This window comes from Streptomyces sp. NPDC037301, assembly GCF_055602785.1.
The window spans coordinates 190,222-215,167 of sequence record NZ_JBVJWD010000002.1; the positions used below are offsets into that span (position 1 = coordinate 190,222).

The 24,946-nt window shown below is 71.9% G+C and carries 14 protein-coding genes and 1 pseudogene; 11 read left to right on the forward strand and 4 right to left on the reverse strand.

Going from position 1 to position 24,946, the window contains the following annotated elements; genetic code table 11:
* Positions 1-2 precede the first annotated feature (2 nt).
* The 8 genes from ACZ7IB_RS04200 to moeZ all read left to right on the forward strand — a co-directional run bounded on the left by ACZ7IB_RS04200 (position 3) and on the right by moeZ (position 10,447).
* Complete coding sequence (locus ACZ7IB_RS04200; RefSeq protein ID WP_470909032.1) at positions 3-986, forward strand: ABC transporter permease; 984 nt, start codon at positions 3-5, stop codon at positions 984-986.
* Positions 983-1,972, forward strand: coding sequence for an ABC transporter permease (locus ACZ7IB_RS04205; protein ID WP_470909034.1), 990 nt, complete (start codon positions 983-985; stop codon positions 1,970-1,972). Before ACZ7IB_RS04200 ends, ACZ7IB_RS04205 begins: the two co-directional genes overlap by 4 nt.
* The gene (locus ACZ7IB_RS04210) at positions 1,969-3,582 is read left to right on the forward strand and encodes a dipeptide ABC transporter ATP-binding protein (RefSeq protein WP_470909036.1); all 1,614 of its coding nucleotides are present in this window, start codon (positions 1,969-1,971) and stop codon (positions 3,580-3,582) included. Before ACZ7IB_RS04205 ends, ACZ7IB_RS04210 begins: the two co-directional genes overlap by 4 nt.
* 190 nt (positions 3,583-3,772) lie before the next feature.
* Entirely contained in the window at positions 3,773-5,614 is a 1,842-nt protein-coding gene (locus ACZ7IB_RS04215; protein WP_470909508.1) for a DUF3492 domain-containing protein, read from the forward strand.
* A gap of 85 nt (positions 5,615-5,699) precedes the next feature.
* A complete protein-coding gene (locus ACZ7IB_RS04220) occupies positions 5,700-7,223 on the forward strand; it encodes a hypothetical protein (RefSeq protein ID WP_470909037.1) in 1,524 nt (507 codons plus the stop codon).
* Positions 7,224-7,405: 182 nt separating this feature from the next.
* Positions 7,406-8,371: an NAD-dependent epimerase/dehydratase family protein gene (locus ACZ7IB_RS04225; RefSeq protein WP_470909039.1), complete on the forward strand. Its 966-nt coding sequence runs from the start codon at positions 7,406-7,408 to the stop codon at positions 8,369-8,371.
* Positions 8,359-9,183 carry a spherulation-specific family 4 protein gene (locus ACZ7IB_RS04230; protein ID WP_470909041.1) on the forward strand — a complete coding sequence of 275 codons (825 nt, stop codon included), beginning with the start codon at positions 8,359-8,361 and terminating at the stop codon, positions 9,181-9,183. The genes ACZ7IB_RS04225 and ACZ7IB_RS04230 overlap by 13 nt, the downstream gene beginning before the upstream one ends.
* A gap of 85 nt (positions 9,184-9,268) precedes the next feature.
* The gene (gene moeZ / locus ACZ7IB_RS04235) at positions 9,269-10,447 is read left to right on the forward strand and encodes an adenylyltransferase/sulfurtransferase MoeZ (RefSeq protein ID WP_114246509.1); all 1,179 of its coding nucleotides are present in this window, start codon (positions 9,269-9,271) and stop codon (positions 10,445-10,447) included.
* Positions 10,448-10,517: 70 nt separating this feature from the next.
* Here moeZ and ACZ7IB_RS04240 read toward each other — a convergent pair whose 3' ends face one another.
* From ACZ7IB_RS04240 to ACZ7IB_RS04250, 3 genes are all read right to left on the reverse strand, one after another.
* Complete coding sequence (locus ACZ7IB_RS04240; RefSeq protein WP_470909043.1) at positions 10,518-12,098, reverse strand: alpha/beta hydrolase; 1,581 nt, start codon at positions 12,096-12,098, stop codon at positions 10,518-10,520.
* A 78-nt stretch (positions 12,099-12,176) separates the two neighbouring features.
* A complete protein-coding gene (locus ACZ7IB_RS04245; RefSeq protein ID WP_470909044.1) occupies positions 12,177-13,778 on the reverse strand; it encodes an alpha/beta hydrolase in 1,602 nt (533 codons plus the stop codon).
* A gap of 141 nt (positions 13,779-13,919) precedes the next feature.
* Positions 13,920-16,700, reverse strand: coding sequence for a lysylphosphatidylglycerol synthase transmembrane domain-containing protein (locus tag ACZ7IB_RS04250; RefSeq protein WP_470909046.1), 2,781 nt, complete (start codon positions 16,698-16,700; stop codon positions 13,920-13,922).
* A 221-nt stretch (positions 16,701-16,921) separates the two neighbouring features.
* On the opposite strand from ACZ7IB_RS04250, the gene ACZ7IB_RS04255 reads away from it, so the two are divergent.
* Together ACZ7IB_RS04255 and ACZ7IB_RS04260 are read left to right on the forward strand one after the other, a co-directional pair.
* Positions 16,922-17,341: an MGMT family protein gene (locus ACZ7IB_RS04255; protein ID WP_470909048.1), complete on the forward strand. Its 420-nt coding sequence runs from the start codon at positions 16,922-16,924 to the stop codon at positions 17,339-17,341.
* Between the two features lie 212 nt (positions 17,342-17,553).
* Positions 17,554-21,084, forward strand: a complete 3,531-nt coding sequence (locus ACZ7IB_RS04260; protein WP_470909050.1) for an ATP-dependent helicase — start codon at positions 17,554-17,556, stop codon at positions 21,082-21,084.
* A 32-nt stretch (positions 21,085-21,116) separates the two neighbouring features.
* Here the strand turns inward: ACZ7IB_RS04260 and ACZ7IB_RS04265 are convergent.
* Positions 21,117-21,238, reverse strand: a pseudogene (locus ACZ7IB_RS04265) (SAM-dependent methyltransferase); the annotation flags it as partial.
* 215 nt (positions 21,239-21,453) lie between these two features.
* Between ACZ7IB_RS04265 and ACZ7IB_RS04270 the strand changes: the two are divergent.
* Positions 21,454-24,939: a UvrD-helicase domain-containing protein gene (locus tag ACZ7IB_RS04270; RefSeq protein ID WP_470909052.1), complete on the forward strand. Its 3,486-nt coding sequence runs from the start codon at positions 21,454-21,456 to the stop codon at positions 24,937-24,939.
* The last annotated feature ends 7 nt before the right edge of the window (positions 24,940-24,946 follow it).

Consider the following 24,946-nt stretch of genomic DNA (forward strand, 5'->3'; position numbering starts at 1 on the left):
CCATGGCCGAAGCTCTACTGGCCGAGGAGGCGGGAGCCGTCAAGGCCCCCGCCTCCGGGGCCCATCCGTTCTGGCGGCGGCTGCGCGCCCGGCGCGCGGCCCTCGTGGCGGCCGTCGTCGTCGCCCTGCTGGTCCTGATCGCGCTCGCCGCACCGCTGCTCGCGGGCATCGAGGGCCAGGACCCCACCACGTACCACCCGGATCTCGTCGACTCCGCCACCGGCGGGGTGCCGCTCGGCTCCTTCGGCGGGATCAGCGCCGAGCACTGGCTCGGCGTCGAACCGCTCACCGGACGCGATCTGTTCGCACGCGTCGTCCACGGGGCGCGGATCTCCCTCGGCGTCGCGCTCGCCGCCACCCTGCTCCAGGTGATCACCGGGGTCGGCGTCGGCCTCGCGGCCGGGCTCGGCAACCGCTTCGTCGACCAGGCACTCAGCCGGGTCACCGACGTCGTGGTCGCGCTGCCCGTCATGGTGATCGCGCTCGGCGCGCTCGCAGTCGTCCCCACGAGCTTCCCGCGCCCGGTGCTGATCGCTATGATCATCGGCCTGGTCGGCTGGTCCGGCATCTCGAAGATCGTGCGCGCCCAGACGCTCGCGCTGAAATCGCTCGACCATGTCTCCGCCGCCCGGCTCAGCGGCTGGGGCTCCTGGCAGATCGCCAAGCGCGAACTGCTGCCCGCACTGGCCGCGCCCGTCATCACGTACGCCGTGCTGCTCTTCCCGGCCGACATCGTCGTCGAAGCGGCTCTGTCCTTCCTCGGCGTCGGCATCAAGCCGCCCACACCCTCCTGGGGACAGATGCTCAGCGACGCCGACACCTGGTACCAGGCGGCGCCCACCTATCTGCTGATCCCCGCCCTGCTGCTCTTTGCCACCGTGCTGGCGCTGACCGTCCTCGGCGAGGGCGTACGCACCGCACTCGACCCGCGCGCCGAATCCCGGCTGCGGATCGGCACCGGCCGGAAGAAGGAGGCCGACGCATGAGGTGGTTCCTGCTCAGGCGCCTCGGCGGGGCGCTCTTCGTGCTGCTCGCGCTCAGCATCGTCGTCTATGCGGCCTTCTACGTCGCCCCCGGCAACGTCGCACAGATCGCCTGCGGTCCGCGCTGCTCGCCCGCGCAGGTGGCACAGGTCAGCGAACAGCTGCACCTGGGCGACCCGTTGTACATGCAGTACGCGCACTTCCTCCAGGGCCTCTTCGTCGGCCGCGACTACTCGACCGGAACCGGGGTGCTGCACTGCCAGGCGCCCTGCCTGGGGCTCTCGTACCAGAGCGACCAGCAGGTCACCGAGCTGATCCTGGCCAAGCTCCCGGCGACCGCCTCGCTCGCCGTCGGCGCCTTCGTGCTGTGGATGCTGCTCGGTGTCGGCACCGGGCTGCTCTCGGTGTGGCGGCGCGGGCGGCTGACCGAGCGCATCCTCACCGGGATCACTCTGGCCGGCATGGCCACACCGGTCTTCGTCATCGGCCTGCTGCTGATCATCATCCTGGTCACGGCGCTCCAGATCCTGCCGTTCCCGGACTATGTGCCCCTCACCGAGAACCCCGAGCAGTGGGCCTGGAACCTGCTGCTGCCCTGGATCTCGCTGGCGCTGGTGTCCGCGGCCCCGTACGCCCGGATGACCCGGGCCTCGATGCTGGAGACCCTGGCCGAGGACCATGTGCGCACCTTCAGGGCGTACGGGGTCAGCGAGCGGGCGCTCGTCGGGCGGCACGCGCTGCGCGGTGCGCTGGCGCCGGTGATCGCGCTCGGCGCACTGGACATCGGATCGATGTTCGGCGGTGCCGTACTCACCGAATCCCTCTTCGGGATCCCGGGGGTCGGCCGTGAACTCGTCGACGCCGTGAAGCACGTGGACCTTCCGGTGGTCGTCGGTCTGGTGCTCGTCACCGGATTCTTCGTCGTCCTTGCCAATGCCGTCGCGGACATTCTGCAGGCGATGGCCGACCGACGGGTGGTGCTGGCGTGAGCCTGGTCGAAGTCTCCGATCTCTCGATCTCGTTCGGTGACGTACGAGCGGTGGAGAAGCTGTCGTTCTCGCTGGAGGCCGGCGGCGCACTCGGCGTCGTCGGTGAGTCCGGCTCCGGCAAGAGCGCGTCGGCGTACGCCCTGCTCGGACTGCACCGGGGGACCGGGGCCAGGGTCGGCGGCTCGATCCGGGTCGCCGGGGTGGACGTGACCGCGGCGGACGACGCGGAACTGCGTGCTCTGCGGGGCGCGAAGGCGGCGATGGTCTTCCAGGACCCGTTGTCCTCGCTGGACCCGTACTACGCGGTGGGCGACCAGATCGCCCAGGTGTACCGGGTCCACAACCGCGCCTCCCGGCGGGTGGCGCGGGCCCGGGCCGTCGAGGTGCTGGACCGGGTCGGGATTCCCGACGCGGTACGGCGCTCCCGGTCCCGGCCGCACGAGTTCTCCGGCGGGATGCGGCAGCGGGCGCTGATCGCGATGGCCCTGGCCTGCGAACCCCAGTTGCTGATCGCCGACGAGCCGACGACCGCCCTGGATGTCACCGTCCAGGCCCAGATCCTGGATCTGCTGCACAATCTGCGGCGGGAGACGGGCATGGGGTTGCTGCTGGTCACGCATGACGTGGGCGTGGCGGCCGAATCGGTCGACGAGGTACTGGTCATGCAGTCGGGGCGGGCGGTGGAACGGGGACCGGTGGGCGAGGTGCTCGTGGCGCCGCGCGAGCCGTATACGCAGGCGCTGCTGGCGGCGGTGCCACGCATTCCGGCCTGCCCGGCGGCCTCGGACGACAAGGCGGCCGTGGGCGGGGCATTCGTCGATGGTGAGGAACTCGTCGGGAGTGAGCCGCTCGTCGAAGCCGTCGACGTCCGGCAGGTGTTCGGCAGGGGCAAGTCCGTCCTCGCCGCTGTCGACGGTGTCTCCCTCACAGTCCGGCGCGGTGAAACCCTCGGCATCGTCGGCGAGAGCGGCAGCGGAAAGACCACCCTCGGGCGGATGCTCGTAGGACTGCTGGAGCCCACCTCCGGGCGGCTCACCCGCCGGGCCCGGGTGCAGATGGTCTTCCAGGACCCCGTCTCCTCCCTCAACCCGCGACGCTCGATCGGCGAATCGGTCGCCGACCCGCTGCGGGCTTCCGGGGAGCGCGACGAGGCCGCAATCCGGGCCCGGGTACGGGATCTGCTGAAGCGGGTCGGGCTCGACCCCGAGCAGTACGACCGCTACCCGCACGAGTTCAGTGGCGGACAGCGCCAGCGCGTCGGGATCGCACGGGCGCTGGCCGCCGAGCCGGAACTGATCGTCTGCGACGAGGCCGTCTCCGCACTCGATGTGACGACTCAGGCCCAGGTGACCGCTCTGCTGGCGCAGTTGCAGCGGGAGTTGGGGCTCGCCCTGGTCTTCATCGCGCACGACCTCGCCGTCGTACGCCAGGTCAGCGACCGGGTCGCCGTCATGCGACGGGGCCGGATCGTCGAGGAGGGTGAGGTGGACCAGGTGTACGGAGCCCCCCGGGACCCGTACACCAAGCAGCTCCTGGCGGCAGTTCCCGCGCTCGATCCGGCGCTCGCGGCGGTGCGCCGCGCAGCCCGAAAGGAGTTGGCCGCGGCTTGACCCTGCGTGACCGACCACTCCCATAGCGCGACAGAACGCTACCGGGGCGGGAAAGTTACGACGGTTCACCCCTTTCGGTGGCGCGGCGGACAACCGTCCGTCGCGCCACCGGCGTATCCGCTTACGGTCGTCCCGCTGTGAGTCGCCGTTCCAGCGGCGGCCGACCACAAGGGAGATCGGGGGTGTGCTTGTGCGGATCGGACTCCTCACCGACGGTGGTTATCCGTATGCGACCGGTGAGTCCAGACTCTGGTGCGACCGTCTGGTGCGCGGACTCTCGCAGCACGAGTTCGATCTCTTCGCGCTCAGCCGCTCCGCCGAACAGGAAGCGCAGGGCTGGGTCCAGCTTCCACTACAGGTCAGCCGGGTGCGGACGGCGCCGCTGTGGACGACCGACGAGGACATCCTGGGCACCCACGCCTCCAAGGGGCTGCTCGCCCGGATGGTCACGGGCGGGGGCGGACGCTCGTACGGGCGGCGCGAACGACAGCGCTTCACGGCGTACTTCACGGCTCTGGCGACCTCCGTCTGCACGGCGGGTGCGACGAGCGGCGAGGACGATGCCGCAGGCGGGGGCGCGGGTTTCGGCGGACGGAGCGAAGACGGGCGTACAGGGCGTACGGCCGCCGGCGTCGCGGACGCGCAGTTCACGGACGGCCTGTACGGACTGGCCGAACTGGCCCGCGAACACGGGGGGATCCCAGCGGCGCTCCGCTCCGAAACCGCCGTACGCGTGCTCGAAGCCGCCTGCCGTGCCCCGGGCACCGGGCGCACCGTCCAGACCGCCACCGTCCCCGACTTCCTCGCCTTCGCCCGGGAGCTCGACCGGGTACTGCGCCCGCTCTCCCTCGACTGGTACGACGAGGAGAGCCTCGGCGCGGTGGACCTCTGCCACGCCACATCCGGTGGTGCCGCGGCGCTGCCGGGGCTGCTGGCCAAACGCTTCTTCGGGGTACCGCTGCTGGTCACCGAGCACGGCGTGCAACTGCGGGCGCACTACCTCGCAGCGGCTGACACCCCCCTGACTACGCCGGTACGCGCCCTGCTCTCCAACTTCCACGGACGGCTCGCCACCGAGGTGTACCGGCAGGCCGCGATCGTCACCCCCGGCAACACCCATGCCCGCCGCTGGCAGGAACGGTGCGGTGCCGAGCGCGAGAAGCTGCGCACAGTCCACCCCGGCATGGAGTCCGGCAGGTTCACGGCCCTGGGGGAGAGCGGCGACAGCGGTCCCGACGACACGCTGGTCTGGGTCGGCCGGATCGAGCCCGCCAAGGACCTGATCGCGCTGCTGCACGCCTTCGCGGAGGTGCGGAAGGCCGAACCGGACGCCCGGCTCCGGATCATCGGCGCTCCGGCGCAGGGCCCGGAAGGCGCCACCTATCTCGCGCACTGCCGGGCGCTCACCGCCCAGCTGTTCCCCGACGAGGCCACGGACGCACACGCCGTCGGCGACAACCCGGTCTCCTTCGAGGACATCGGCGGAGCCGAGGTGCCGGATCTGTCGGAGGCCTATGCGGCGGGCGGGGTCGTCGTCCTCTCCAGCGTTGTCGAAGGCTTCCCCATCAGCCTCGTCGAGGCGATGTTCTGCGGACGGGCCACGGTGTCGACGGACGTCGGCGCGGTGGTCGAAGTCATCGGCGGTACCGGGCTCGTGGTGCCCCCGCGCAATCCCAGGGCGCTCGCCGACGCCTGCCTCGCACTGCTGCGCGACCCCGAGCGCCGCGCGCGGCTCGGAGCGGCGGCGCGCGCCCGCGCGCTCGAACTCTTCACCGTCGAACAGAACCTCGCGGCATTTCGCGGCATTTACCTGGAGCTGATCTCGCACGCCCCGGTGTGCAGGGAGGCCGACACGGTGAACGCCGACGGCGAACCGCGCCCGTTCGCCACTCCGCCCGAGGCGCACGTCCAGGGCCCGTGGACGGCCTCGGGCCCCGCCCAGGCAGGCGCGGTCTACCGCACACCCAGCTGGGCCGGCGAGCCCAGGACCGTCTGCGCGGGAGCTCGGGGAGCGGGTGGCGGCGATGTGTGAACAGCAACAGGGGACGGCCGGGCCGGGCCGCAGCGGCGGGCCGGGACGGCCCGACGCAGTCGGCGACGATCACGGAGGAATCACCATGGGCGGCCCGGCCGAGGTGTCCGACGCACCCGCCACACCGACCACCGGCGGAAGTTGGGACCTCCGCTCGCGGGCGCTCGTCTCCGAGACCCGCGCCGCCGAGATCTCGGAGCCGGTGTGGGGCCCGCCGAACCCGGACCCGGCAGCTGCGGGCGAGCCCGTGGCCGTGCCGGACGATGCTGCTCGGAGCGAGGCTTCTCGGATCGTCGAGGCCGGTGACGTATCGGCCGACGCTGGTCCCCTTACGGCACCGGACGCCGAGCCCGCCTCCGCACCGAAAGCCACAGAGAAAGCTGCCACGGAGAAAGCCCCCGCAAAGGACACCGCCACAGAGCAGGTCCCCGCAGAGCAGACCTCCGCAGAGGGGGCCGCGACTCCCCGCGCCCCCGAGATCGCGCGCGCCGCTCCGGTGCGCAAGCTCAACGCCTCGCGCCGCGGTCCCGCCGACCCCGTGAAATCGCTGATGCACCGCCATCGCGAGCTGTGTGAGCGGGCCGTCCATCCGCTGGAGATCGCCGCCGGGCTCGAAGCCCATGGCGTCACCGACCGCGCCGCCGCCCGCTACCGGCACCGCGATGTCTTCTCGCTCGCCGAGGAGCTCTTCGCCCGGGTACCAGCCGTGGCGGGGGAGCCCGCAACAGCGCTCCGCGCGGCGGAGCGCGACACCGAGACGCGCGCCGCCTGGTCGCTCCGCGCACTGGTGCCGGGCGCGGCCTGCATCGCGACCGCCGGCGCACTGAGGCTTACCGAGGGGGCGCTCGGAGGCCAGGGACGGCTTGCGATCGCCCTCACCGGAGCGCTCGTCGGCATTGTCGGACTCGCCCTCAGCCTGCGCAGCGGCCCCCTGCACGCCGAAGGCCGGTCCTCGGGCACCGCCCATGTGTACGGCTGCTGGCTCCTCGGCTATGTCCTGTACGGCGAAGCGCTGCTCGACCAGGTACTCAGCGGCGGCCCCGAAGGCCCCTGGACGCTCACCCCCGCACCGCTGCTGGGGCTGGCCCTCTCCGTCGCCCCGGCCGCTTGGTGCGCGCACCTCTTCTCCGTACACGCACACCGCAAACTCATCGTCAGTCGCGCACTGGAGGAGTTCGCCGCAGGTGTGCGCCCCCTGCTGTTCGGAGCCGTCGCACTCCACCTGTGCGTCCTCGCCGGGCTGCTCTACGTCGCGCGTCTGGGGTACGGGGGCGGCGGCGCCTTCGTCGGGGCGGCCGCGCTCGGTGTGCTGCTCCTGCTGGCCCGGCTGCTGACCGTGCACGGCTTCCCGGAACCCGCCGCCGTCGGACTCGCCGTCGCCTGCGCCCTCGAAGCGCTGGCACCCGCACTGGTCCTGGCCGGGCGGCTGCCCGGTCTGCACTTCCTCGCCCGTCCCGTCGACGCACTTGTCATGGCGGCCGGCACCGGAGCCGTACCCGCCGTCGCCTGTGGCGCAGCAGCGCTCGGGCTGCTGATCAGCGCCACTGTCGCCCTCTCCCGGGCATCCGCCCACACCACACCCGGCGACAAAACCCGCACCACCGCGTAACCCGCGCGACCGAAGCCGCACCACCGCTCCACCCCCACATACGAACCACCCGCACGCCCCCCGCGGAGCCGACGCTGCGGGTCCTTCCCCCGTACCGCACCACACTTCCTGAAGGAGACACCGGACATGACCCCCCAATCCCCCGTACCGGCAGCCCGCCGTCGGCACCGAGGGGGCGCGCGATGAGGGTGCTGCTGCTCGGAGCCAACGGATTCCTCGGCCGGTTCGTGGCCGACCGCCTCCTCGCCGACCCCGCCGTGCACCTCACGGCGCTCGGCCGCGGCGACGACGCCGACGTACGGTTCGACCTCGCCGGCGGCAGCCCCGGCGCGCTGACCCGCTTCCTGGACGCCGTCCACCCCGGAGTCGTCGTCAACTGCGCGGGCGCCACCCGCGGCGGGGCCCGCGATCTGACCCGCCACAACACCGTCGCCGTCGCCACCGTCTGCGAGGCAATGCGGCGCAGCGGCTGTACGGCCCGTCTCGTCCAGGTCGGCTGTTCGTCGGAGTACGGGCCCTCGCAGCCCGGCTCATCGACCGCGGAGGACGCAATTCCGCGCCCCGGCGGCCCGTACGGCGTCAGCAAGCTCGCAGCCACCGAACTCGTCCTCGGCTCCGGCCTCGACGCGGTCGTGCTGCGGGTCTTCTCCCCGGTCGGCCCCGGCACCCCGGCCGGTTCCCCGCTCGGCAGGCTCGCCGAGGCGATGCGCCGGGCCATGCAGTCCGGCGACGGCGAGCTGAAGCTCAGCGGCCTCGGCGTGCAGCGCGACTTCGTCGACGTACGCGATGTCGCGCGCGCCGTGCACGCCGCCTCGCTCTCCGCCGCGCAGGGCGTCGTCAACATCGGCACCGGCCGCGCCGTGCGGCTCCGGGACGCGGCCGCCGTTCTCGCCAGGGTCGCCGGATACGCGGGCGCACTCCACGAACTCGACGCGCCCCCGCCCCGGCTGCCGATCGGCGCCCCGCGCACCTCCACCGAGTCGGTCATCGAGCACCTCTCGGCGACCCCCTCCCCCTACCCGGACGGCTGCGGGACCTGGCAGCAGGCCGACGTCCGCACCGCCAGGGACCGGCTCGGCTGGCGCCCCCGGATCAATCTGGAGGAGTCCCTCGCCGACATCTGGATGGAGGCGGCGTGCCGTATCTGACCCCCACCGAGACCGCCCGCCGGACCAGCGGCGCCGAACAGCTCGGCTTCGGCGTCCCCGGTTACGCGCATCCGCTGCTCGCCCCCACCGAATGGGCCGAGCTCACCCGCCCCGGCACCCCGCTGCACTGGGCGGTCCTCAACATCGACAACGGCCCCGGCGCCCGCCCCGACCCGCACTGTCTGGAGGCTGCGGGCCGGCTCCGCAACGCGCGGGAGCGGGCCGTGCACGGCGAAGCCCCGCAGGACTCCATCCGGGCCGCGGGCGGCCGGCTGCTCGGCCACCTCGATCTGGCCTTCGGCAGCCGCTCCTTCGGCGAGCTGATCGCCGACGCGCAGTCCTTTCTCGACTGGTACCGCGTCGACGGCTTCTATCTCGGCCGGTGCCCGGCCGGGCGTGCCGGCCTCCCGGCGGTCCGCCGTCTCACCAGCACACTCGCCACGCTTCTCGAACACGGCGACCACGGGGAGGAGCGCGGGCTGCTGGTGCTGGGGCTGGGCACCCATCCGCATCCGGGCTACGCCGAGGCCGCCGACCAGCTGGTCACCTTCTCCGGACCGTGGACCGACTACCGCTGGTCGCAGGTGGCGGAGTGGACCGCCGCCTATCCGCCGGAGCGGTTCGCGCACTTCGTCCACGGCGTTCCGCGCGCCCACCTCGAAGAGGCCATGCGCATCGCCCGCTGGCAGGGCGCGGGCACGATCTTCTTCACGGACCGGGACAGCCAACACGGACAAACAGACCCATTCGCGGCGCTGCCCAGGTACTGGGACGAAATCGTCTCGCGGATCGGACCTGGTATCTCGGAATGAGAAGGGGCGTGGCAGTGTTACGGCAAGAACAACCGTACGTAGATGAAGTACGTAGAAACCGACCACCTGCATTGTTGAGGTCCCTGTGTCGCTGCCACCCCTGGTCGAGCCAGCTGCTGAGCTCACCGTCGACGAGGTCCGCAGGTACTCCCGCCACCTGATCATCCCGGATGTCGGGATGGACGGACAGAAGCGGCTGAAGAACGCAAAGGTGCTCTGTGTCGGCGCCGGCGGTCTCGGTTCGCCGGCCCTGATGTACCTGGCCGCCGCCGGTGTCGGCACACTCGGCATCGTGGAGTTCGACGAGGTCGACGAGTCGAACCTGCAGCGCCAGATCATCCACAGCCAGGCCGACATCGGCCGCTCCAAGGCCGAGTCCGCCAAGGACTCGGTGCTGGGCATCAACCCGTACGTGAATGTGGTCCTTCACGAGGAGCGGCTCGAAGCCGACAACGTGATGGACATCTTCGCCCAGTACGACCTGATCGTGGACGGCACGGACAACTTCGCCACCCGCTATCTGGTCAACGACGCAGCCGTACTGCTGAACAAGCCGTACATCTGGGGCTCGATCTACCGGTTCGACGGCCAGGCGTCCGTCTTCTGGTCCGAGCACGGCCCCTGCTACCGCTGCCTCTACCCGGAGCCGCCCCCGCCGGGCATGGTCCCCTCCTGCGCCGAGGGCGGCGTGCTCGGGGTGCTCTGCGCCTCGGTCGGTTCCATCCAGGTCACGGAGGCCATCAAGCTGCTCGCCGGTATCGGCGACCCGCTGGTCGGCCGGCTGATGATCTACGACGCCCTGGAGATGCAGTACCGCCAGGTCAAGGTCCGCAAGGACCCCGACTGCGCGGTCTGCGGCGAGAACCCGACCGTCACCGAGCTCATCGACTACGAGGCCTTCTGCGGCGTCGTGTCCGAGGAGGCCCAGGAGGCGGCGCTCGGCTCCACGATCACTCCCAAGCAGCTCAAGGAGTGGATCGACGCGGACGAGAAGATCGAGATCATCGACGTCCGTGAGCCGAACGAGTTCGAGATCGTCTCGATCCCCGGCGCCCGGCTGATCCCGAAGAACGAGTTCCTGATGGGCAACGCCCTCCAGGACCTCCCGCAGGACAAGCGCATCGTCCTGCACTGCAAGACCGGTGTCCGCAGCGCCGAGGTCCTCGCGGTCCTCAAGTCGGCGGGCTTCGCCGACGCGGTGCACGTGGGCGGCGGCGTGATCGGCTGGGTCAACCAGATCGAGCCCGAGAAGCCGGTGTACTAAACGCTCAGCATGCCGAAGGGGGCGGTCCGCGCACTGCGGACCGGCCCCTTCGGCATGCACACGTCCCGCGTCACGAGCAGGTCTTGCCGTCCGCCGGGACCTTCCCCTCGAGGAAGTACGCGTTCACAGTCGACGTCACACACGTGCTCTCGCCGTACGCGCCGTGCCCCTCACCCTTGTTGGTGAGCATGATGCCGACGCCCTTGCCCAGCTCGTCCGCCATCTTCCGCGCACCCTCGTAGGGCGTCGCCGGGTCACCGGTCGTACCGACCACCAGGATCGGACCGGCGCCCGGAGCGCTTGCCTCCGGGTTCTCGTGCTCACCCTTCACCGGCCACTCGGAACACCAGCCGGCCGTGTCCCACGCCAGGAACGGGCCGAACACCGGGGACAGCTTCCGGAACTCGGGCAGCATGGCCCTGGCCTCGGCCGCCGTCGGCCGGAGCTTGCTGTCCGCGCAGGAGATGGCACGCTGCGAGTGGTTCTGGGTGTCGTAGTGCCCCTTCTCGTCACGGCCGTTGTACGCGTCGGCCAGCTGGAGCAGCATGTTGCCGGTGCCGCTCTTCTCGGCCTCGTCCAGCGCCTGGGTCAGATACGGCCAGTTGCTCTTGGAGTAGAGCGGCATGACGATGCCGGTGATGGCCAGCGACTCGTTGAGCTCGCGGCCCGAGGCGGTCGGCAGCGGCTTCTTGTCGATCCGTTCCAGCAGCCGGGCGATGCGCTGCGTCCCGGCCTTCGGGTCCTGGCCGCGGTCCTTGAGGTAGTTCTCCAGCGCCCGCTGGAAGCCGGTCGCCTGGTTGCGGGCGTGCCCGATCGTGTCCGCGGTCGGGTCGACGACGGCGTCCAGGACGGTCCGGCCGACGTTCTTGGGGAAGAGGTGTGCGTAGGTGCCGCCGAGTTCCGTGCCGTACGACACGCCGAAGTAGGTGAGCTTCTTGTCGCCGAGCACCTCACGGATCAGATCCATGTCCCGGGCGGCGTTCGTCGTGCCGACGTACGGCAGGACCTTGCCGGAGCGGTGCTCGCAGCCGGCGCCGAAGTCCGCGCCGTCCTTCATGAACGCCGCCTCCTCCGCCGCCGTGTCCGGAGTCATGTCGACCTTCCGGCTGGCGTCCTCCGTCTCCTTGTCGGTACGGCAGTTCACCCCTGCGCTGCCCGCGACCCCACGTGGGTCGAAGCTCACCAGGTCGTAGCGGGCGTTGAGCTTCTTGTACGAGCCGGCGGCGCGCGGCAGTATCGAGACGCCCGAACCGCCCGGGCCGCCGAAGTTGAACAGCATCGCGCCGAGGCGCCGGCCTTCGTCCCGGGCCTTCTTGCGGATCAACGCGATCCCGATGGTGTCGCCGTCCGGCTTCGCGTAGTCCAGCGGCACCTTGACCGTCGCGCACCGCCAGTCGCCACCGGGTGCGCTGCCGCCCGCGGGGGCTTTGCAGCTGTTCCAGTCCGGCCGCTGGGAGGTGAGAGCGGTGGACAGTTCGGGCATGCCGGGCCGCCCGCCCGGCGTGGCGGACGACCGGCCGGGCGAGGACGCCGCACTGTGGTCCGTCCTGTCGGCCGGCTTGTCGTCCGTACCCCCGTCACAGCCCGCGAGCAGCCCCGTCAGCAGAAGGGCGGCGCCTGCCAGAGCCCCGGCGCGTGCGTGTCCGACCACGTGTACGTCCCTCCCCGATGTGCCTGTACATACGACGTACAGAAAGTGCGCCCATGCTAGGCGGTCCGAGACGGTGAATTACTTGCAGACCGTCCCGGCCGCCGGAACCTTGCCCTCCAGCAGATAGTCGCCCACGACCTTCTGCACACAGGCATTGCCGCTGTTGTACGCGCCGTGCCCCTGACCCTCGTACGTCATCTGCACACCGACGCCCTTGCCCAGCGCGTCGGCCATCGCCTTCGCTCCCTCGTACGGGGTCGCCGGGTCGCCGGTGTTGCCGATGACGAGGATGGGGGCCGCGCCCGGGGCGCTGACGTCCGGGGTCTCCCAGACGCCCGCCACCGGCCAGCCGGTGCAGGCCAACAGGCCCCAGCCCAGATAGTCACCGAAGACCGGCGAGGCGGACTGGAACTCCGGGAGCTTCGCGATGGTCTGGTCCGCGGTGAACCGCTGCTTGGAGTCGGCGCAGTTGATGGCGGTGTTGGCGGCCATCGAATTGTCGTAGCGACCGTCGGCCTCACGGCCGTTCAGCGAGTCCGCGAGAGCGAGGAGCAGCGCGCCGTTCCCGCCGTCGGCCTCGTCCACTCCCTGCTCCAGCAACGGCCAGGTCTCCTTGGAGTAGAGGGAGGCCGCGATGCCGGTGATGGCCAGGGACTCCGTCAGCTGCCGGGACCCGATCCCCGGGAGCGGCTTCTTCTCCAGCCGGGTGAGAAGGCCGGAGATCCCCTGCTCGACCTCCTTCCCGGTGGAACCGGGGAGCTTGCAGGCACCGCCGCGGTTCACGCAGTCCTTGGCGAAGTTGTCCAGCGCGAGCTGGAACCCCTTGGCCTGGCCGAGCGAGGACTGCTCGGAGTCCAGGGTCGGGTCGACCACCCCGTCCAGCACCGACCTGCCGACGTTCTTCGGGAACAAGTTGGCGTAGACGCCGCCCAGTTCGGTGCCGTACGAGATGCCGAAGTAGTACAGCTTCTTGTCTCCGAGCACCTGACGCATCAGATCCATGTCGCGGGCGGCGTTGGTGGTGCCGACGTAGGGGAGCTCCTTGCCGGAGTTCTTCTTGCAGGCCGATGCGAACGTCTTGATGTCCTTGACGAAGGCATTCACCTCGGCGCTGCCGTCCGGAGTGACGTCGGTCTCGTAGCGGGCGTCGAGCTGCTGGTCGGTCTCGCACTCCACGCCCGCACTGCGGCCGACCCCGCGCGGGTCGAAGCTGACCAGGTCGTAGCCGGCGCGGAGCTTGTCGTAGTCGTTGCCGAAGGCGGGCAGGGTGGCGACGCCGGAAGCGCCGGGGCCGCCGAAGTTGAAGATGAGGGAGCCGATCCGCTTGTCCGGATTCTTGGCCCTGGCCCGGATGAGTGCCAGCTCGATCGTCTCGCCGCCCGGATTCGCGTAGTCGAGCGGGACCTTCATGAAGGAACACTCCCAGGAGATGCCGCCGGGCAGGGGCGACGGGGCGTTTCCGCCGCCCTGTGCCGGCGACGGGGCCGGGCAGGGCTTCCACGTCAGCTTCTGGGAGGCGAGCTGGCCGGAGCTGCTCGCCTCGGCGGCATTCGCCGCAACCGGAGAGCGCGGCGGCCCGTCCGGGTCGTCCTTGGTGCCGCTCTCCGAGCAGGCGGTGATGGGAAGGAGCACGGTGACGGCGGCGGCGAGAGCGGCGGCACGCAGGGCGGAGGTCCTCATGGCCCCATCGTGCGGCGGGAACCGGACCCGTGCACGAGGCACCGGTCCAAGCGGGTGGCCGGGGGCTCTCACCGGTCGCCCGACCGGCCCTACGGACAGGCGCGTGCTACGGCTGAGAAACCGTCAGCTCGCCCTTGCGGGTCAGAGCTCGCCCTTGCGGGTCAGATGGTTGAAGCAGAGCCAGCCGGGAAGCACCGGCAGCCACAGCGTCAGCAGTCGGTACAGCAGAACGGCCGGTGCCGCGACCTCCTTCGGCAGGCCGACCGCGATCAGCCCCAGCGTCAGCGCGCCCTCGACCGCGCCCATTCCGCCCGGTGTGGGCGCCGCCGACCCCAGCGCGTTACCGGCCAGGAAGACCACCGCGATGCTCGCGTAACTGAGATGCGGCACATCCGGGCCGCTGAACGCCCGGACCGACGCGTCCAGACACATCACGAACAGGCCGGTCAGCAGCAGCATTCCGCCGATGCCCGTCAGCAGCTTCTGCGGCCGCTGCACCACGTCGAGCATGCGCGGCACGACTCCGGCGAACAGCGACCGCACCCGCGTCACCACGAACTTCCGCAGGAACGGAACCGCCGTCACCACCAGCACCAGCACCGCGACCGTCAGCAGCCCGGCGATCACGGTCCTGGAAGGAGTGAGCGAAGACGGGGTCTTCTCGGTACCGGTCAGATAGCCGAACGCCGCCAGCAGCAGAATGTGGCAGCCGAGACCGAACAACTGCGAGGCGCCGACACTCGCCACGGCGAGGCCCGGACGCACCCCGGCGCGCTGCAGGAAGCGGGTGTTCAGCGCCACACCGCCGACCGCGGCCGGGGCGACGATCTTCACGAAGGACCCGGCGACCTGTGCCAGTACGGTCTTGCCGAACGGCACCCGCTCCGGCACGAAGCCCAGCAGGCTCATCGCCGCCGCGACATAGCTGAGGGCCGAGAAGCCGACCGCGGCCGCCACCCAGCCCCACTCCGCCTGCTCGACGACCGCACCGAAGTCGGCCTGGGTGACCTGCGAGATGAGGAAGTACGCGGCGATGGCGCCGGCGATGCAGCTGACCAGGGTGCGTGCCTTGATGCGCTCCAGCCGTACCGGTTCGACCGGTGCCTGCGGCCGGATCAGCAGCACCTGCTGCCGCATCTGGGAGAGCAGATCCTCCTCGCGCGCCTCTTCCAGCGCGTCGTCCATGGCCCGCTTCTCGGCCTGCTTCTGGTTGCGCAGCGACTTGCGGGCGGCCTTGTGGTCCGGCACCGGACCGGCGGTGGAGGTCTCCTGAGCCGCCCCGTGTTCGAGCACCCTGGCACGCTTGGCCGCGTCCGACGCATCGAGCACCGCCTCGCGCTCGCGCTGCGAGCGCTCCCGGGCGAGCCGGCGCAGGGTCGCCCGGGTGGAGCGGCTCAGCGCGATCGGCTGGAGCAGCGGCAGACAGTCCGCGACGGCATCGGGGCCGAGCACCTCCAGAGCACCGGCGACGGCCCGCTCGGCGCCCACCCGCAGACCCGTGGTGGTCAGCAGCTGAGCGACATCCATCCGCAGGACCAGATCACCGGCCGCGATCTCGCCGCCGCGCAGATCGGTGACGAACACCTTGCGGGAACGATCGACCAGGATGGCGTCGCCGGTGAGCCTGCGGTGCGCGATCCGCCGCGACTGGAGCGCCTTCACCTGGCGCCAGGCGCCGCGCACCAGCTCGTCGGTGATCTCCGAGTCCTCCAGCGCGTCCAGGGAACGGCCGCCGATGTGCTCGTACACCAGCATCACGGCGTCGGGTCCGAGCTCGGAGGTGGCGATCAGCTTGGGTGCGTTGGCCCCGGCGGCGATCGCCGCGTACGCGAGCAGCGCCTCCTGCTCCAGAGCCTGACGCAGCGACTGGATGGAGCGGCGCTGGGTGATGCCGCGCAGAGTGAGCCTGCGCCACACCCGGTAGAAGAAGCCCTGGGCCTGTTGCTCGCGGTCGACAACCGTCACATCGAGTGGTGGCCCGTCCTCCAGGGTGACCAGATAGCGGCGCCCGCGGTCGCTCTGATCGCCGGAGTCGGGTGCGTCCTCGGCGCGCATCGCGGTGACCGGGCGGAAGCCGACACGGCGCAGACCGGCCATCAGATGCTGACCGGTAGGCCGTACGTTCGGCGAGCCGACCGCGTACAGCGTGCCGTACGCCACGGTCCAGCCGATCAGCACGGTGAGGATGATCGAGAACGGGGTCGTGTATCCGCCGACCAGCATGGCGAACGCGTCGAGCAGCAACACCACCCACAGCACGACCCGCCAGCGCGGCCGTCTCGCCATCCCGACCGCCGTCATATAGGCGATCACGGGGGCGAGATAGCCGTGTACGGGATCGGTGAGCCCGTCACCGGGCTGCGGCTGGGTCAGGGCGTCCTGAATGGTGCCGGGGGCGGACTTGGCCACCCAGAGGTCGGTGGCGAGCGTGACGCCGTGCGCCAGTACGGCGGCGAGCACGCCGTCCGCGATCCGTAGTCCGTCGCGTTTGATCAGCCGCTCGATGGCGAACGCGACCGGAACGAGCAGCACGGCGATGCTGGAGACCAGACCGCCGGTCTTGATCAGGATGTCGGGCGCCTGGCCGGTTCCCTTGCTGATGTCCTGTTCGAGACCGGTGGTCGTGCCGTGGGCGAACGCGATGACCGAGAGCAGGACGATGATCGCCAGGACCCCGATGAGGAGCCGCATGAGATCGGAGGGTCGGTGCACCCGGGCGGCGAGCAGCGGCTCGTCTCCCGAGACACGTTCGGCCTGTTCGGCCGCGGCGGACGAGAGCGTCGAGCCGACCAGGTGCTCGGGGACCTCCCCCTGCTCCGCACCGGACTTTTCCTGCTCCGCAGCGGGCTTCTCGGCGGGTCCGTCCGAAGCGTCCGGATACGGCTCGGTGTCAGGGGCGTCCGCCGCCTTCGGTGGCTGCACGCCCTGCTCCTTCGTCGCCTCTGATTGGTCTTCGTGTTCTCGTATCACCGGTCACCGCCCGCACGATGGTGGCACGGCCCGGCGACAGAGGAGGGCATCAGGGTGCACTGCGCGGACACGCGAAGCGCAACATACGCTCCTTTGCTCCCGCACGCACGCCCCGTGAAGGGGCGCACACGGACCGGGCCGGGCTGTCGGTGGCGTACGGCAGGATGGGCCGGATGAGCCAATACCGGACGAGCGGCGACGGGACGAGCGGCGACCGGACGATCGACGAGTTGCCGGAGTACGCGGAGCGAGTGCTCGATGTCGCCGAGCTGATTCCGCCCGGCCGTGTCATGACGTACGGAGATGTCGCCGAGTGGCTGGGCGACGGCGGCCCGCGCCAGGTCGGCCGGGTCATGGCGCTGTACGGGGCCGCGGTGCCGTGGTGGCGCGTGGTACGCGCAGACGGGGCGCTGCTGCCCGGTCACGAACTGAGGGCGCTGGACCACTACCGCGAGGAGAGCACCCCGCTGCGCGAGGCGTCGCGCAGCGCGGAGGGCCATCTGCCACGACTCGACATGAAGCGGGCGCGGTGGGACGGCGTCACCGGCGGTGCGGGCGCGGACAGGGACAAGGGCGGAGGTGCTCACATCTGACAGCTTCGGCCATTCGGGGGCGCAACGGGCGGCGCCGGGCCCTGCGCGTGATGCGGAACACGAAGCGATGCGCGACGGCCCCCGTGACGCGGAACGTGACGAGGCACGCAGCGGACTCGCCCCGGACCGCGCCCACGCTGGCGTAGCGTCGACAGTTCGCGGCACGCACCGCACCCTCAGCACCAGCACACCCACCAGGACCGGCGATCCACGTGAGCTCCTCCTCCTTCACCCGGCACAGTCCGCACCGGCAGGCACGGCAGGGGGTACCCCCACGCCCGCAGGGGCGTGGGGGGAGGACCGCGGGTGCGTACCGACTGGTGCGCACCCCGCCGGGCTCCGTGGATCCCCCCCTCCTGGACACGGCGCAACGTGCGGTGGTTGATCACCCCGGAGGCCCGCTCCTGGTGCTCGCCGGACCGGGCACCGGCAAGACGACCACGCTCGTCGAGGCGGTCGCCGCACGTGTCGCACGGGGCGGCGACCCGGCCCGCATCCTGGTCCTCACCTTCAGCCGCAAGGCCGCCGTGGAGCTGCGCGACCGGATGGCCGCCCGGCTCGGTGCCGCCCGCGGTCCGCAGGCCACCACATTCCACTCCTTCTGTTACGCACTGGTCCGCGCCCATCAGGACGCCGGCCTCTTCGCCGAACCGATGCGGCTGCTCTCCGGACCGGAGCAGGACGTCACCGTCCGCGAGCTGCTCGCCGGCCAGCTCGAACTGGAACAGGACGGCTTCGCGCACATCCGCTGGCCGGACGAGCTGCGGGCCTGTCTGACCACGCGCGGTTTCGCCGACGAGGTACGGGCGGTGCTCGCCCGCAGCCGTGAGCTGGGCCTGGGCCCGGACGCGCTGACCGACTTCGCCCGCCGCACCGGCCGCCCGGACTGGGGCGCCGCCGCCGAGTTCCTCGCCGAGTACCTGGATGTGCTGGACGCACAGGGGGTGCTGGACTACGCGGAGCTGGTGCACCGGGCCGTGCTGCTCGCGGAGCGCCCCGAGGTGTCGGCGCTGCTGGCCGGGCAGTACGACGCGGTATTCGTGGACGAGTACCAGGACACGGACCCGGCGCAGGTGCGGCTGCTGCACGCACTGGCCGGCAACCGGGGGAGCGCCCCGGGGGCCGGGGGCGGCCGGGACCTGATCGCCTTCGGTGACCCGGACCAGTCGATCTATGCGTTCCGGGGTGCCGATGTGAACGGCATCCTCGACTTCCCGGAGATGTTCCGGCGGGCGGACGGCGCCCCGGCACCGGTCGGCGTCCTCATGACCTCGCGCCGCTCCGGCGGACAGCTGCTGGCCGCCACCCGGCTGCTCACCCGGCGGATGCCGCTGACCCGGCTGCCCTCGGCGAAGGTCCGCGCCCACCGGGAGCTCGCCGCCGTCCGCGAGGGCGGCAGCGTGGAGACGTACACCTACCCGACCGCCTCCGCCGAACTCGACAACATCGCCGATCTGCTGCGCCGGGCGCATCTGGAGGACGGCGTCCCATGGAACGAGATGGCGGTGCTCGTACGGGCCGGAGGCCGCACGATCCCCTCGGTGCGCCGGGCCCTGACCTCGGCGGGCGTCCCCGTGGAGGTCGACGGCGACGACCTCCCCCTGCGCCATGAACCGGCGGTGGCCCCGCTCCTGACGGCCCTCCGCGCGGTTGCCGCGGCGGCGCTGCGCCGGGGCGCGCCGGGTGCGGAGGCAAAGGCCCCGGCCTCGGAGGGCGCGGAGCCCCCCGACTCGGAGGCCCGAGACGGTGCGGAGGCCCCGGCTCCTCCTGGCCGGGAGCCCGATCAGACTCCAGGCCAGGACGCCGAAGTGGTTTCCGGCCAGGACCGCGAAAAGGCTCCCGGCCGGGAATCCGCCCCCGAAGCGCCCTCCTGGCTGGACACCGAGACGGCCCTGACCCTCCTCACCTCCCCCCTCGGCTCCATGGACGCGGCCGACCTGCGCCGGCTCGGCCGGGCCCTGCGCGACGAGGAGCGGGCCGCCGGGAATCGCGTACCGGCGCCCTCCGGCGATCTGCTGGCCCGCGCGCTCGCCGAGCCCGAACGGCTCGTCGCGCACGATCCGGCGTACGCCCGTGGTGCCCAGCGGCTCGGCGCGCTCCTGCGTAAGGCGCGCGAGCTTCTCGAAGGCGGCGGTACCGCGGAAGAAGCCCTGTGGGAGCTGTGGGCCGGCACCCCGTGGCCGGGGCGGCTGGAGCGTGCCGCGCTGCGCGGCGGTGCGGGCGGCCGCAACGCCGACCGCGACCTCGACGCCGTCTGCGCGCTCTTCGACACCGCGGCCCGCGCCGAGGACCGCACCGGCGGGCGCGGCGCGCTCAACTTCCTGGAGGAGGTCGACGCCCAGGACATCGCCGCCGACACCCTCTCCAGGCGCGCGGTGCGACCCGACGCCGTACGGCTGATGACCGCGCACAGGTCCAAGGGCCTGGAGTGGCGCCTCGTCGTCGTCGCAGGGGTGCAGGAGGGGCTCTGGCCGGACCTGCGCCGCCGCGGTTCGCTCCTCGAAGCGGACCGGATCGGCCGCGACGGCCTGGCCGAACCGCTCACCCCCGGCGCCCTCCTCGCCGAGGAACGCCGCCTCTTCTACGTCGCTGCGACCCGCGCCCGCGAACGTCTCGTCGTCACCGCGGTCAAGGCACCCGCCGACGACGGCGACCAGCCGTCCCGCTTCCTCACCGAGCTCGGCGTCGAACCACGCGACGTCACAGGCCGGCCGCGCCGACCGCTCGCCGTCGCCGCGCTCGTCGCCGAACTCCGCGCCACCACCGTCGACCCCGACGCCTCGGGCGCCCTGCGCGAGGAGGCCGCCCACCGCCTCGCCCGCCTCGCCGCGCTCACCGACGACGAGGGTCAGCCGCTCGTACCCGCGGCCCATCCCTACCGCTGGTGGGGCATGTACGAGCCGACCCGCTCCGCCGTCCCGCTCCGCGACCGGGACCAGCCCGTGTCCCTCTCCGGCAGCGCGCTCGACCAGCTCGCCAACACCTGCGCGCTCCAGTGGTTCCTCGGCCGCGAGGTGAAGGCGGACGCCCCGGCGACGGCCGCACAGGGCTTCGGCAACGTCGTCCACGTACTCGCCGACGAGGTGGCCTCCGGGCGTACCCCCGCCGATCTGGCCGTCCTGATGGAGCGGCTGGACTCGGTCTGGGACGGCCTCGTCTTCGACGCCCCCTGGAAGTCCCAGCAGGAGAAGGAACAGGCCAGGGCCGCCCTCGAACGCTTCCTGCGCTGGCACGTCATGGACCGCACCGGCCGCACCCCCGCCGCGAGTGAGCACGACTTCGACGTGACGCTGGAGGCGGGGGAGTACGAGGTACGCATCCGGGGCTCCATGGACCGCGTCGAACAGGACGCCGAGGGCCGGGCGTACGTCGTCGACTTCAAGACCGGCAAGCAGTCCCCGACCAAGGACGAGGTCGCCCGCCACCCCCAGCTCGCCGTGTACCAGCTGGCCGTCCGGGAAGGGGCGGTCGACGAGATCTTCGACGGCAATCGCCCCGTCCCCGGCGGCGCCGAACTCGTACAGCTGCGGCAGCCCGCCCCGAAGAAGGAGGGCGGCGACACCCTTCCCAAGGTGCAGGCCCAGGAACCGCTCTCCGGCGAGTGGGTCCCCGACCTGCTGGCCACGGCCGCCGGCCGGGTCCTGGACGAACGGTTCACCCCCACGACCGGCCAGCACTGCACGCACTGCACCTTCCGTGCCTCGTGCAGCGCACAGCCGGAGGGCCGTCACATCCTGGACTGAGAGCCTTCCCGTTCGGTCAGGGCCCGAGGGCCACCACGACGGAGGACGGCATTCGCGGCGGCCGCCGCCTCACGGTCGGCGGGGCAGTCGTCCTTGACACCGAGAAATACGTCATACACCCGGGCCGATGCGCCTTGGCCGTATCGGTGCGCCGGTGCGGGCCGGAGACGTCGGGACCGGATGCGGCGGTTGCTCATGAGGCCGCCCCCGCAAAGGAGTTGAGGTGATCAGCGCTCAAGGTGGTCCGGACCCGGACCGCCGGGCGGCCCTGTTGCGGCCCTCCGGTCGGACCTGCTGCGGGCCACCGGCCCGCCCGGACCGTCCGGCGGCCCCGGCACGTTGTCAGTGCGCGCGGTTAGCCTCTGTCGAGTGTCCTCACGCATCACCGATCCCGAGCAGCTGAAGGAGCTACTCGGGATCCCGTTCACCCCGGAGCAGACGGCCTGCATCACAGCGCCGCCCGCCCCGCAGGTGATCGTGGCCGGAGCCGGGTCGGGGAAGACCACGGTGATGGCGGCGCGCGTGGTGTGGCTGGTGGGGACCGGCCAGGTCGCCCCGGAGCAGGTCCTCGGACTCACCTTCACCAACAAGGCGGCGGGCGAGCTCGCCGAGCGCGTCCGCAAGGCCCTGATCGCGGCCGGGGTCACCGATCCGGACGCCATCGATCCGGACAACCCTCCGGGCGAGCCCAGCATCTCCACGTACCACGCGTTCGCCGGCCGGCTCCTCACCGAGCACGGGCTGCGCATCGGCCTCGAACCCACCACCCGCCTTCTCGCCGACGCCACCCGCTACCAGCTGGCCGCCCGCGTACTGCGCGAGGCGCCCGGCCCCTATCCGGCCCTGACGAGGTCGTTCCCCACGCTGGTCAGCGATCTGCTGGCCCTCGACGCCGAACTGGCCGAGCACCTCGTACGCCCCGAACAGCTCGCGGAGCACGACACCGACCTGCTCCGCACGCTGGAAACGGCCCGGCTGACCAATGCCGAGCTGCGCAAGATTCCCGAGGCCGCCCAGGCCCGTCGTGAGCTGCTGCAGCTGACCCGCCGCTACCGCGAGGCCAAGAAGAGCCGCGACGTCCTCGACTTCGGCGACCAGATCGCCCTCTCCGCCGAGCTGGCCCTCACCCGCCCCGAGGTCGGCGCGATCCTGCGCGACGAATTCCGCGTCGTACTGCTCGACGAGTACCAGGACACCTCCGTCGCCCAGCGCCTGCTGCTCTCCGCCCTCTTCGGCAGGGGCCCCGAGGCCAGGGTTACGGAGGCGGGGACCGGGGCAAAGTCCGGCGCGACCACCAGGGCGGTGGCCACCGGTCATGCCGTCACCGCCGTCGGCGACCCCTGCCAGGCGATCTACGGCTGGCGCGGTGCCTCCGTGGCCAACCTCGACGACTTCCCGCTCCACTTCCCGCACGCCGACGGCACCCCCGCCACCCGCTACTCCCTCAGCGAGAACCGCCGCAGCGGTGGCCGCCTCCTCCACCTCGCCAACGGCCTCGCCGCGCCCCTGCGCGCCATGCACGAAGGCGTCGAGGCACTGAGCCCCGCCCCGGGCGCCGAGCGCGACGGCATCGTGCGCTGCGCCCTGCTCCGTACCCACACCGAAGAGATCGGCTGGCTCGCCGACTCGATCGCCCACCTCGTGAGGACCGGGAAGGCGCCCGGCGAGATCGCCGTCCTGTGCCGCACCGCGGGCGACTTCCCGGAGATCCAGGCCGCGCTGGTGGCCCGCGACATCCCGGTCGAGGTCGTCGGCCTGTCCGGGCTGCTGCACCTGCCCGAGGTCGCCGACCTCGTCGCGGTCTGCGAGGTCCTCCAGGACCCCGGCGCCAATGCCTCCCTGGTCCGGCTGCTCACCGGCCCCCGCTGGCGGATCGGCCCCCGCGACCTGGCACTGCTCGGCCGCCGCGCCCGACTCCTCGTCCACCGCGCCGCCCACGGCGACGAGGACGACCTCGACCCCGACCGCCGCCTCGCCGAGGCCGTCGAAGGCATCGACCCGTCCGAAGTGATCTCGCTCGCCGACGCCCTGGACACCTTCCTCGAAGCGGGCGGAGGAGAGGACGACGGACTCCCGTTCTCCACCGAGGCCCGCATCCGCTTCGCCCGCCTGGCCGCCGAACTGCGCGACCTGCGCCGCTCGCTGGCCGACCCCCTGATGGACGTGCTGCACCGCGTCCTCGCCACCACCGGCCTGGAGGTCGAGCTCTCCGCATCGCCGCACGCCCTGGCAGCCCGCCGCCGCGAGACCCTCGCCAATTTCCTCGACGTCGCGGCCCGCTTCGCCGCCGTCGACGGCGAGGCCACCCTCCTCGCCTTCCTGGGCTTCCTGCGCACGGCAGTCCAGTACGAGAAGGGCCTGGACAACGCCCTGCCCGGCGGCGAGAACACCGTCAAGGTGCTCACCGCCCACAAGTCCAAGGGCCTGGAGTGGGACGTCGTCGCGGTGCCCGGCCTGGTCACCGGGCAGTTCCCCAGCAGCCAGTCCCGCGACGCCTGGATCTCCCAGCCCAAGGTCCTCCCGCACGCCCTGCGCGGGGACACGGCCACCCTCCCCGTCATCCACTCCTGGGACGCCAAGGGGCTCAAGGGCTTCAAGGAGGAGATGAAGGAGCACCAGCACACCGAGGAGCTCCGCCTGGGATACGTCACCTTCACCAGGCCCCGCACCCTGCTGCTCGGCTCCGGCCACTGGTGGGGTCCGACCCAGAAGAAGCCGCGCGGCCCGTCCGACTTCCTGCATGCGCTGTACGAGCACTGCGTGGCCGGACACGGCGAGATCGAGGCCTGGGCGGACGAACCGGCCGAGGACGAGGAGAACCCGGCCCTCGCCGAGAAGGAGGCCGACCGGGCGTGGCCGCTCCCCCTGGACGACACCGCCCTGACCCGCCGCCGGGCCGCCGCGGACACGGTGATGGCACATCTGGAGGCCCTGGCCGCGGCGGGGAGTGTTCCGGATGTGTACGAGGTGCCGTCCGACGCCCCGGATCCGTCCGACGCCCCTTACGACGACGACCCGTTCCCCGACGAGGCCGACGACTGGGACGCCCTGTCGACGGAGCCCCCGGCGGCCCCGGCTCCCACGCCACACGCCCCGGTTCCCACACCACACGTCCCGGCGGCCCGCACGCCTCAGACCGCCGGGGAACAGCGCCTCACCTCCGAGGAATCCCGCACACTCGCCTCCTGGGACCGCGACCTCGACGCCCTCACCGGCGAACTGCGCCGCGCCCGCGCCACCGTGCGCGACGTCCTCGTACCCGCCTCGCTCTCCGCCACCCAGCTGCTGCGTCTCGCCGACGACCCCGACGGCTTCGCCCAGGAGCTGGCCCGCCCCATGCCGCGGCCCCCGCAGCCCGCGGCCCGCCGGGGTATCCGTTTCCACGCCTGGGTGGAGTCCCGCTTCGAGGAGCTGCCGCTGCCCATGCTCGGGCCGGACGAGCTGCCCGGCGGCGACGAGAGCGACGCCGAGATCGCCGACGAGCGCGACCTCGCCGCACTCAAGGAGGCCTTCGAGCGCACCCCGTACGCCCGCCGCACTCCATACCGCGTGGAGACGCCGTTCCAGATCACTCTGGCCGGCCGGGTGATCCGGGGCCGTATCGACGCGGTGTACCGCACCGGGGACACGTACGAGATCGTCGACTGGAAGACCACCCGCACCAACACCGCCGACCCCCTCCAGCTCGCGGTCTACCGTCTGGCCTGGGCCGAGCTGCACGATCTGCCGCTCACCGACGTCACCGCCACGTTCCTGTACGTACGCAGCGGAGAGACCGTCCGCCCCACCCGCCTCCCGGGCCGGGCGGAGCTGGAGCGGCTCCTGCTGGACGAGCCACCTCCCACGGGCCGATAGGCTCAAG

Excerpts from the sequence above, each read along its gene's own strand:
- ACZ7IB_RS04200 (WP_470909032.1), top strand. The coding sequence starts at position 3 with ATGGCCGAAGCTCTACTGGCCGAGGAGGCGGGAGCCGTCAAGGCCCCC.
- ACZ7IB_RS04205 (WP_470909034.1), top strand. The coding sequence starts at position 983 with ATGAGGTGGTTCCTGCTCAGGCGCCTCGGCGGGGCGCTCTTCGTGCTG.
- ACZ7IB_RS04220 (WP_470909037.1), top strand. The coding sequence starts at position 5,700 with ATGGGCGGCCCGGCCGAGGTGTCCGACGCACCCGCCACACCGACCACC.
- ACZ7IB_RS04225 (WP_470909039.1), top strand. The coding sequence starts at position 7,406 with ATGAGGGTGCTGCTGCTCGGAGCCAACGGATTCCTCGGCCGGTTCGTG.
- ACZ7IB_RS04245 (WP_470909044.1), bottom strand. The coding sequence starts at position 13,778 with ATGAGGACCTCCGCCCTGCGTGCCGCCGCTCTCGCCGCCGCCGTCACC.
- ACZ7IB_RS04255 (WP_470909048.1), top strand. The coding sequence starts at position 16,922 with ATGAGCCAATACCGGACGAGCGGCGACGGGACGAGCGGCGACCGGACG.